Source organism: Paenibacillus sp. FSL M7-1414 (assembly GCF_038003195.1).
GTDB lineage: Bacteria > Bacillota > Bacilli > Paenibacillales > Paenibacillaceae > Paenibacillus > Paenibacillus amylolyticus.
The window spans coordinates 23,806-33,464 of record NZ_JBBOOS010000002.1; the positions used below are offsets into that span (position 1 = coordinate 23,806).

The following is a 9,659-nucleotide window of genomic DNA, read 5'->3' on the forward strand; positions in this document are numbered from 1 at the left end:
ATGATAACCGTATTAGCTGAAAAACCTGACCAGGCCAGAAAATTGGCCGCGCCTTTCCCGCATACTAAGGGGAAAGGCTTTCTTCTCATTAACCCATGCAAAGAGTTTCCGGGCGGCGCTAAGGTCACATGGGCTATCGGGCATCTAGTAGAACTTAAAAATCCAGATGAATACAACGAAGCCTGGAAGAGATGGAGCTTGGACAGTCTCCCTATTATTCCGGAGAGTTTTGAATATAAGGTTTCAAAGGATAAGGCAGCACAGTTCAAAATTGTAAAGGATTTATTGAAAGAAGCCGATCAAATTATTATAGCGACTGACCCGGCGAGAGAGGGCGAAAATATTGCCCGGCTGCTTATCATGATGGCCGGTTGTTCCAACAAGTCAATAAAACGGCTATGGACTTCCTCTCTAACCGAAAATGCGATACGGAAAGGTTTTGCTGAAGTACGGGACGGATCAACGACCATTAACCTTTTTTATGAAGCTCAAGCCCGGCAAATCTCTGATTGGCTTATCGGACTTAATGCAAGTCGGTTGTACACGCTGCATCTGCAGCGTAAGGGGTTCAAGGATGTGTTTAGTGTAGGACGAGTACAAACACCGGTTCTTACGCTCATTTACAACCGTCAGTGTGAAATTAAAAATTTCAAATCCGAACCATTTTATGAGCTTGTGGCTGAGTTCACCGTTTCTACAGGGAAATACACTGGTAAGCTACGCGATCGTTACCCATCTAAAGAAAAGCTGTATGAAGCAGTAAAACCCTATATTGAGCCTGGAAAGACTACGTATAATGGGGTTGTCAAGCTAGTTGAAGTGAATGAGAAGCGGACGCAGCCGCCTACCTTGTATAATCTATCCGGTTTACAGGCGGCCATGAATAAAAAGAAGAAATATAGCCCAACGGACGTATTAACTACTGTGCAGTCACTCTATGAAAAAGGTTTTGTCTCCTATCCACGATCCGATTCACAGCACATTACAACAGAAGAGTTTGCATACTTGAAGCAGAACCTAAGCAATTATCAGCAGCTCATAGCTGTTTCGTTCCAGGCGCATAGCTTGGAGCCATCCAAGAGATATGTTAATCCGGATAAAGTGAGCGATCACTACGCGATTATTCCGACTGAAAAAATACCATCATCAACCGCAGACTTTACGGAAATGGAAAAGGCTACCTATGATGAAATTATCAAAAGTGCGTTAGGTATGTTTTTGCCCGATTATACTTACGAGGAAACCGTCATTACAACAGCCATTGGTGAAGTGGATTTTATTACAAAGGGTAAGACTGAAAAGTCTATTGGTTGGAAGCTGCTGTATCGCAACGATCCTGAAGGAACGGATGATGAAGAGGACGAGGACAAAGCCCTACCGCGAGTTAAACAGGCTGATCCAACGAACGGGATTGTAAGTGTCAAGGATGGGATGACGCAGCCGCCTAAGCCGTATACACAGGGGCAGCTTATCACTCTTATGACTAATGCCGGTCGTCACGTTGAGGACAAAGAAATGCGGGATGCTTTAAATGAGTCTGAAGGTTTAGGTACTGAAGCGACAAGATCCAGCATTATCGAAACACTCATGCAACGGGAATTTATTCTAGTGAAGAAAAACCAGGTCTATGTAACACCGAAGGGCGAGGTTCTATGTGAAGCTGTGAAAGGAACCGTTCTTTCCAAACCTGAAATGACAGCCCAATGGGAAATATTCCTGAAGGAGATAGGCCGAGGCAACAAGAAAAGCAGCGTCTTTATAGAGAATACGAAAAAATTATGCCATAAATTACTGGAACAAGCTTCTGCTGACATGGGGAATTTGAATGTCCAGGCGCAGATTGCGGCCACTGAAGAAGCCGAGCAAATTTGCAAATGTCCTTGTGGGAACGGCTATATAACGGACAAAGGGAAGTTTTACGGTTGCACGGCCTATAAAGAGGGTTGCAAGATAACATTTTTCAAAGAGCTACTAGGCAAAAAGTTAACCCCTACTCAAATCAAGGCGCTATGTGAGAAAGGGAAAACTGGCACGATCAAAGGATTTACGAGCAAAAGTAAAAAGAAATTTGAAGCAGCTCTTTCCTTGAAGGATGGAAAGATCGAATTTATTTTCTCTTAACATTTTCTCATGACAGAGAGGGGAAACACCATGTACCAATTTTATGAGATCGTGGGGAGCGAGAAACCTATTTACGTGACAAAGCCTGAAGGATATCTGTCATATGAGGAAGTTCCAAACGGGGATCTTGTTAACTATGAAGAAATCGCCTATCTGGAGATTGTAGAAAACGGGGTTAAATTGTACGAACCTCTATATGTGAGGGAGGATGAATAAGAATGCCGTTTCCTAAATCTGGCGACTACGAAGCGAAGATGGCTCAGGTGCAAAAACAAGTTGACCAGGCCATAGAAAGGATATTTAGCAAGGCCGAATTTCAACGTTATTTAGAAGTGGCATCTAAATTTCCAAAATACAGTTTGAATAATGTGGTTATGATTTACGCCCAAAAACCGGAAGCCACCATGGTACAGGGATACAAGGCCTGGAAGGAGATGGGGCGACAGGTTCAGAAGGGCGAAACGGCTGTTAAAATTTTTGCTCCTACGTTCAAGAAAGTCGAAATGACTAAAATAGATCCGGTTACACAACGACCTCAGCTCGATGCAAAGGGGAAGGAAATTACTGAGAAGAAGGAAATGCTTACAGGCTTCACGGCGGTGAACGTATTTGACGTGAGTCAAACAAAAGGCAAAGAAATAGTCAATGTACGGCAGTTTGTCCGTGATGATATAAGAGACAGTGAAGGAGCTGCCCAACTATATAAGCAGTTCTCTGATCATCTAGCAAAGAAAATGGATGTACGAGAGAATGCCGAGGATTTTAAGGACAAGCCTAATGTACGTGGGTATTATGATCGTGATGCTCATGCCATCCGGATCAATCCGGCTATTGAAAACTCGACGATGAAATTCAAAACATTAATCCATGAGTATGCTCATTCGCAGCTCCACCGAATGGACAGTCCTTTGAAGGACTTGCCACGAGGTCATAGGGAAGCCCAGGCTGAAGCCACGGCCTTTATGGTCACAAAGTATTATGGAATGGATACGGAAGCATACAGCGCCGGTTATATTGCAACCTGGGCAAAAGATATTCAATTGGCTAAACAGGCCCTGGGCGAGATCCAGAAAACCGCTAATAATATTATCCGTGAGGTTGACCACCAATTGAATAGAGAACGCATACAGGAAGCTACAAAAACCCAGCTATTAGTGGATGAAAAAGACAATGAACGTGCATTCTTCTTGAAGGGTGCTCATAAAGTATCCGTTCAGATCCGTTCAGAGTTTAGCACTAACCCTTCAGCATTCAAAAATGAGAAGATTGAAGATGTGAAATTGTTAATCTCTTATGCAGATAAAATGGAACGGAACGAGAAAATTCCGGAACACATGGAGGTTGCATACAATAAGATCCGTGATGAAATATTCAGGTCTGACAAACCTGAAGTAACCGAATCTAAGAGAGCGGTTCTGGCCGAATATATAGAGCGCTATGAAAAAATTGCTTCTCACGGAAAGACGGTTCCTGGTATTCCTGGTATGGATGAAGCTGCTAGAGAAGTAGCCGCAGCTTCTACGGATCGGGACGAGAAGCCAAAAGGACAGGACAAATCCAATGTCATTGAGTTTCCAAAATCAAAATCAGGGCCAGAATTAGAGCGTTAGAATAGGCTGATTATGGTATAATAGAGGAGACAAAGTAACCGGTGGGATTATCGACACGGCGAAGCTTTACCCGAAAGGGGGTGACGCCGTGTCATTTCTTGCAGTAGTGCAGCATTTCCTGGAAATTAGCGACAAGCTAGTTAGTATTGCAGTGGGGGTAATAGCCTTATGCAGTGCGTGGAAAGCAGCGCGGAACAAGAAAAACCACCGGGATTAGGTTGGTAGCCTTGGAATCCGGTGGTTTTTCATTCATTTGATTGAAATACGCCGTGGTCGCCCACCGGCCTTTGTTGACAAGTCACGATGTGTCCAGCATCGTGGCTTTTGTTTATTTTACACCTGTTATACTTTTATTATACCACAGTAGGAACAATTCGGAACCACACAAGCAACATTTTCATGAGTTACTCATGTCCCCGTTTATCTTCCACTCGTCTATCTCATTCGGATCAACTTTACAGAGCTTGCAAATTAACAAGCCAAGCGGCATTGTCGGTATTTTCTTTCCATATTCAATATTTTGATAATGCCTCAGTGAGCATTCCATATAAGTTTGAATTTGATTTACAAGTGATTCCTGTGTATGTCCTGATGCTTCGCGTACTTCTTTTAATTTCAAGGTCGGTAACTCCTTGTTCTCTTTATTTATAGATATTACCGAAGTATTTAACATTCTATAACGATCTATAGATCGACGACCTATAGGTCGATGTGTATAATAGAATTATGGGATCATCCTCCCTTGCCGATGGGTGGGAATCTTTGCCGGGTCCTCTCACCTTGCGAAATTTTCCGTTCATCAATTGACAAAACAAAGACCACCCTCATAATGAGAATATACGTTCTTATTTTGGGGGTGGTCTTTTGCTTCACGATGATCCTAGTATGTGGCACAGTCGATTTATTTTGCCTGAACATCGCGATTCTATGTTACAGCAAGATAAGGAGAGTCGCCGTAAGGTTATGCCTGTATTGGATGAACAGGAAAAAGAGGATATTGGGCAGAAACTTGCTATGTCTTTAAAACTTGGCCGGGAAATTACAATCCGTATATTTGGAGAGTTTGAGGATCGAGCGCTAACAGGAACCGTCCTTCATATGGATCAACAGACAAGGCAAGCTAAAATTTCAATCGGCATAGATGATTGGGAGCGAGTTCCCTTCTCTGTGATCCTGGGCGCTGAAGACTAACATTCGGAATTAGATGCCATTTGGATCCGAGCAACGTTTCTGCAGCCGGGTACATATCACGTAAAAGACGAACATTAATTTGTTGGCCAACATGCCGGCACGGAGTAAATTCCGAATATTAAAAAGGGCGGCCTATGAGGGGCTGCCCTTTTTCTGTGTATGCTTCAGCATAGGCTTGGCTTGAGCCAAGTAATGATTTTAAGGGAATAAGGGCTTATGCTACCAGCTCTAAGGCGGTAAAATACACCGCCTAAGACCTGGTACGCACCGCTGCGGGGTTACTCAGCCCGATAACTAGGCGGCCTAAGCCGTGGGAAACCGCCCCGGCTAAAGCCGCCTACGTTCCTGGCCTTCGCTTAACACCCCACACGGGGCGAAGGTCAAAGTCAAAGGCAGTTTGATCCGCACCGTTTAGCGTTCTGACTGCCTTTTTTCTCCTGCTTTTGTCTTTGAGCTAATCCCATGCCCTTTCTCCGTCCTAATAGCAAACCATATATAACCCTGGTGAACAAGGTGGAAAAAATTTTGAGAACGGCACTCAAATTTTTTTCCATCCCTACGGGCAGCCTTGTTCCCCAGGAACATATATGGTTTAAACGCTATGACGGCGAAATGGACATGGGATTAAAACGCTCTTTGACAAAAGCATACGAAAACGGCAAGACAGCAAGATCGGAAACTGTGCATCAAACCTAACACCTAAAGATTCCCGGCTCCTTGGAAGTGGATTGAAGGTTAAAGAAAAAAATGAAATGCCTGAAAGGAGGTGATGAAGATGCAGAATGAGACGATTGTCATGTTGGCCGTTATCGCGGCTTTTATGCAAGTCATTGTTCAATTGTTGGGAGTCGTCAAGGCGTTCATTGAATGGAATACGGCACGACAAAAAGTAAAAGGCTCCGACCGTTCGCAGCGGTCGAAGCCCAAGAAAAAGCCTAAATAATTAACCCGTGCTAACAGGTTGGGTAAGGGGGATGCTTTCACAACCCTTACCCTCCCATCATAACACAAAAATTTATCATGTTAAAGGGAGGACAAGCCCAATGGAAATGTTACTTTTGATACTCATTTTGTTCAGTATTTTCCTTCAGTCAATCACGTTCCTGCTCAACTGGTCTACCAACAAATTCAATGACCGGAAATAGGGGCAAAACGGCAGCAGCCGCCAAGCTGCTGCCCACATCTACTATATGAGCAGGAGGAAAGTCATGAAAACACATAAACTTAAAATACTAGCTGCTTTGACTGTATGTCATGGCATTTATAAAAAAGCGGCCTTTGTCTTGAATGGACAACCGGTTAAAATACACTTTCTGACAATGGATGAGTACCGGGAAATGGTTGATACTCTCACGCCTGCCCGGACTCATGAATGGGCTGGTATGCTGAAAAAGGTAGATGAAAGAAAGCCCATCTATTATTGCATTTGGACTGTTCAAGTCAGTGAGTACCACTTGATAACCAACAAAATCCAAGAGTTAATGGATGCGGTTGTAACAGAGAATGTGGCAACGTTTGAAATGGATATTGCCTCTATTGAGCTTCGCGAACAGCAAAATGTAAATTAACCACCATTGCGCCAGGTCGAAACCTGGCGCAGAAAGGGGAATGAATAAAAATGAAGTATCGTTATTACAGAAAACCTACAACGAAGAAGGCATTACAGACAGCCAAACGCCTGATAGAATCCGGTAGGCTTCAGCCTAGTGAAATTGTCAGCGTACGCGGAACATTCACACAGCGGCGATGGTACAGGCTTACGATCCGTACAGCCAGCGAACAATTTCAGTTTACCGGGTTCTCCTGGTTTTATAGTGGAGAAGGCCCAAGAGGGTTACAGCAAATGCTTAAATGGCTACATGTTCCTGAAGGTGTGAGGAAACAGTTAACCAAAGATGAGTACCATGGCGACACATACAAACCTAACAGTATTTTGATCCGATAACCATTATGGAAGGAGAATCAGAACATGGAGAGTGTCTATAAAAGTAGTTCGGTTCCGAGTGATAATGTTGTTCTGTTTCCTCAGAAGAAGCCTTCTTTAGACCTAACCGCTGAACAGGAATTGAAATATTTCATGCTAGAAATGGCCGTCCCGGTGATTCCTGGTTTGGAAAATAGACTAATTCGAGATGGTGAAGTTGTCGATGAACTGTTTACGAGGGTAGCCGATCAATTATTTGGAGCTAAATAAAATGGGAGATGACGAGCTGATGGACTTGAAAAATCGTATTGAGGTGGAACGGCAGTTATTGAATGAGCTGGCCGAGAATTACGGTATAAATGATCCGCGTACGCTTATGAAATCCCAAGAGCTTGATATAGTGCTAAATGAGTATAATGAGTTGATAAAAAAGGAAAAGCCGACTGCATAAGCAATCGACTTAGGGTGAGAAACTTTGCCGGGTCGCTCACCCTTCCTATTTTATCATACATCGCTGAAGTACACAGCAGGATTAAAGTCATGGAACAGAGAGGGAGAATGTCAGTGACGTATACATGTCCATATTGTGGAACTGAATTGAGAAGTGAAAACCAAGCGTATTATTGTGCGTTTTGTGAAATGGCTGTTTCTGCTGAAGATGTACAGCAGAACGGGGAGCGCAGACAGATCGCTTTTCAGACAAACAACGTATCTATATCGGATGCTGAACAGAATACATGCCAGCTCATGCAGAGATCCACGAATGATTTAATTGTGCTGCTTCGTTTGGTTCGTCAGAAGCGGACAGATTTTTATAACTATATGAGGGTTCTTAATAAGGCCGAGGGTGATTTCCAGGAACATGCCGAGTTAACAGCTAAGGACTATGAATATTGGACGCGGAAGGCATGGGTACTAGAAAATATTCTAAGGGATCGTACCGGAGTCTTTCCTGAGAGAATTACGGATGACTATTTGTCTGGATTGGCTGTAAGAGCAGACAAAATAAACGGTAAATCCATGAGAATAAGAGCTAAAAAACAAACAATTAAGGATACAAAATAGTATCTTTTGTATCCTTAATGTGCTATAATGGATACATAGGGTAAGTGTTTGTTAGGAGGTTTTTGGTATGAGTGATACCCGGAAAAATGTGAAGGTTGCACCTTTTGTGAAATCAGAGTTACAGGCAGTATTGAAGGACATTGATCTAAAGACCGAATCCCTTGCAATTGCTTATCTGGTTTCCATGTATAAAGACCAGAAAAATAAGAGAATTTTACTGTCAGATCATCAAGCATATTTAAAGGCTGCTGAAGTGATGAACAATCAAGGCTCATTATAAAATCTGAACAGCGGAGCGTGTATATTATGTCAAAGGAAGAGAAGGTAAGTAAGGGTTACAAGGTTGATCCGGAAGTAAAAGAGAAAGTTGAAAGACTGTTTGAAGAAAGTGGACTCCCTACACAGGAGAGCTTTTTAGTACATATGGCTGAATTGTTTGAGTTACAGCAGATGAAATCGCTAGGATCTTACACCAAGGATATAGAGCAATTGGAGTATCACACATCAAGTACAGTCAAGCTCTTTATGTCTATGCTGCAATCAGAGAATGCCAATCGATTGAATCTGTCCGAGCAGTATGAGGAAAAGTTAACCGAACGCGGCAATGATCTTTTCAATCAAGAGAAAGAGCTGCATGAACTGCGTTCACTTTTGAAGGAGAATGAGGAAACCCTTGCACGCCAAATGAAAGATAATGCCGAACAACTGACGCTTATTGAGCAATTGCGGGATAATAAAGAAAAGAGCGATTTATTAGTTGAACAGTATAAAGAAAAAATCGACAATCTCACTGGTCTAATTGGTCAGTACCAGGAAGCTGCCCAAGAAAACAAAGAACTGTCAGCGCGTGTGGCCGCATTGAGTGCAAACGAATCCAAGCAAGTCGAAGTTATTGAACGCCTTGAAAATCAAATCAGCACCCTTCAGCAACAATCTGCTGAAGAGATCGAGCGGCTAGAAAATCGTCACAAGGAATCAACCGAGCGACTTACAGAACGTTTTGAAGTCCAGCAACAGCGCGAGCTGCTTAAAGTCCAAGGAGAATACCAGGCTAAAATTGAAAAAATGTCGGCTGAAGCAACTGAACGCCTTCAGACTGCTACCCAGGAAAGCACAGCAGAGATCCGTAAGCTATACAGTGAAATTAATCAGTTAAGAGATTCGCAAGGCGCTAAGACTCCAACACAGAAACCAGCAGCTACAGGGAGTAGCAGAAAGAAGAACACACCAAGTGAACCGAAAGAATGAGGGAGCGTGCGTAGCAGGAGCGTCCGCAAGCTGAAGCCCGAGCGCCCGGCACGCGGCTGCTCCCTCCGATCCGGACGAGATCCGCGAAGCTCCATAGCGCCCACCGGCGCAGCTCACACACCCAGGACGGCCACGGCCGTCCTTTTGTTCATCTCCGGAAGAAACAGCAGCCAGGCACGTACCAGGAGCGTCCACGAGCAGAAGCCTGAGCGCCCGGCACGCGGCTGCTCCCTCCGATCCGGACGAGATCCGCGAAGCTCCATAGCGCCCACCGGCCCAGCTCACACACCCAGGACGGCCATGGCCGTCCTTTTGTTCGTCTCCAGAAGAAACAGCAGCCAGGCACGTACCAGGAGCGTCCACAAGCTGAAGCCCGAGCGCCCGGCACGCGGCTGCTCTCTCCGATCCGGAAGAGATCCGCGAAGCTCCATAGCGCCCATCGGTGCAGCTCACACACCCAGGACGGCCACGGGCGTCCATTTGTGCGTCTCCGGAAGCAT

At 44.3% G+C, this 9,659-nt stretch carries 15 protein-coding genes; 14 read left to right on the forward strand and 1 reads right to left on the reverse strand.

Annotated elements, in window-relative coordinates; all coding sequences use genetic code 11:
* The 4 genes from MHH92_RS30475 to MHH92_RS30490 all read left to right on the forward strand — a co-directional run bounded on the left by MHH92_RS30475 (position 1) and on the right by MHH92_RS30490 (position 3,948).
* Positions 1–2,121: a type IA DNA topoisomerase gene (locus tag MHH92_RS30475; protein WP_340907856.1), complete on the forward strand. Its 2,121-nt coding sequence runs from the start codon at positions 1–3 to the stop codon at positions 2,119–2,121.
* Between the two features lie 30 nt (positions 2,122–2,151).
* Entirely contained in the window at positions 2,152–2,337 is a 186-nt protein-coding gene (locus MHH92_RS30480; RefSeq protein WP_340907857.1) for a hypothetical protein, read from the forward strand.
* A 2-nt stretch (positions 2,338–2,339) separates the two neighbouring features.
* On the forward strand, positions 2,340–3,731 hold the full coding sequence (locus tag MHH92_RS30485; RefSeq protein ID WP_340907858.1) for an ArdC family protein: 1,392 nt from the start codon (positions 2,340–2,342) through the stop codon (positions 3,729–3,731).
* Between the two features lie 88 nt (positions 3,732–3,819).
* Positions 3,820–3,948, forward strand: coding sequence for a hypothetical protein (locus tag MHH92_RS30490; protein WP_340907859.1), 129 nt, complete (start codon positions 3,820–3,822; stop codon positions 3,946–3,948).
* A gap of 180 nt (positions 3,949–4,128) precedes the next feature.
* Here MHH92_RS30490 and MHH92_RS30495 read toward each other — a convergent pair whose 3' ends face one another.
* Positions 4,129–4,350 (reverse strand): helix-turn-helix transcriptional regulator, encoded by a 222-nt coding sequence (locus tag MHH92_RS30495; RefSeq protein ID WP_340907860.1) that lies wholly within the window; start codon positions 4,348–4,350, stop codon positions 4,129–4,131.
* Between the two features lie 245 nt (positions 4,351–4,595).
* Here MHH92_RS30495 and MHH92_RS30500 point away from each other — a divergent pair, with 245 nt between their 5' ends.
* From MHH92_RS30500 to MHH92_RS30545, 10 genes are all read left to right on the forward strand, one after another.
* Complete coding sequence (locus MHH92_RS30500; protein WP_340907861.1) at positions 4,596–4,922, forward strand: YolD-like family protein; 327 nt, start codon at positions 4,596–4,598, stop codon at positions 4,920–4,922.
* 525 nt (positions 4,923–5,447) lie between these two features.
* On the forward strand, positions 5,448–5,618 hold the full coding sequence (locus MHH92_RS30505; RefSeq protein WP_340907862.1) for a hypothetical protein: 171 nt from the start codon (positions 5,448–5,450) through the stop codon (positions 5,616–5,618).
* A gap of 79 nt (positions 5,619–5,697) precedes the next feature.
* Positions 5,698–5,865 (forward strand): hypothetical protein, encoded by a 168-nt coding sequence (locus MHH92_RS30510; RefSeq protein ID WP_006211836.1) that lies wholly within the window; start codon positions 5,698–5,700, stop codon positions 5,863–5,865.
* 265 nt (positions 5,866–6,130) lie between these two features.
* Positions 6,131–6,490, forward strand: a complete 360-nt coding sequence (locus tag MHH92_RS30515; protein WP_340907863.1) for a hypothetical protein — start codon at positions 6,131–6,133, stop codon at positions 6,488–6,490.
* A 50-nt stretch (positions 6,491–6,540) separates the two neighbouring features.
* Entirely contained in the window at positions 6,541–6,867 is a 327-nt protein-coding gene (locus MHH92_RS30520) for a hypothetical protein (protein WP_340907864.1), read from the forward strand.
* Positions 6,868–6,891: 24 nt separating this feature from the next.
* Positions 6,892–7,116 (forward strand): hypothetical protein, encoded by a 225-nt coding sequence (locus MHH92_RS30525; RefSeq protein WP_340907865.1) that lies wholly within the window; start codon positions 6,892–6,894, stop codon positions 7,114–7,116.
* A gap of 1 nt (position 7,117) precedes the next feature.
* Positions 7,118–7,297, forward strand: coding sequence for an aspartyl-phosphate phosphatase Spo0E family protein (locus tag MHH92_RS30530; RefSeq protein WP_340907866.1), 180 nt, complete (start codon positions 7,118–7,120; stop codon positions 7,295–7,297).
* A gap of 113 nt (positions 7,298–7,410) precedes the next feature.
* A complete protein-coding gene (locus MHH92_RS30535; protein WP_340907867.1) occupies positions 7,411–7,911 on the forward strand; it encodes a hypothetical protein in 501 nt (166 codons plus the stop codon).
* A gap of 67 nt (positions 7,912–7,978) precedes the next feature.
* Positions 7,979–8,191: a hypothetical protein gene (locus MHH92_RS30540; RefSeq protein ID WP_340907868.1), complete on the forward strand. Its 213-nt coding sequence runs from the start codon at positions 7,979–7,981 to the stop codon at positions 8,189–8,191.
* A gap of 26 nt (positions 8,192–8,217) precedes the next feature.
* The gene (locus MHH92_RS30545) at positions 8,218–9,159 is read left to right on the forward strand and encodes a hypothetical protein (RefSeq protein WP_340907869.1); all 942 of its coding nucleotides are present in this window, start codon (positions 8,218–8,220) and stop codon (positions 9,157–9,159) included.
* Positions 9,160–9,659: the final 500 nt, after the last annotated feature.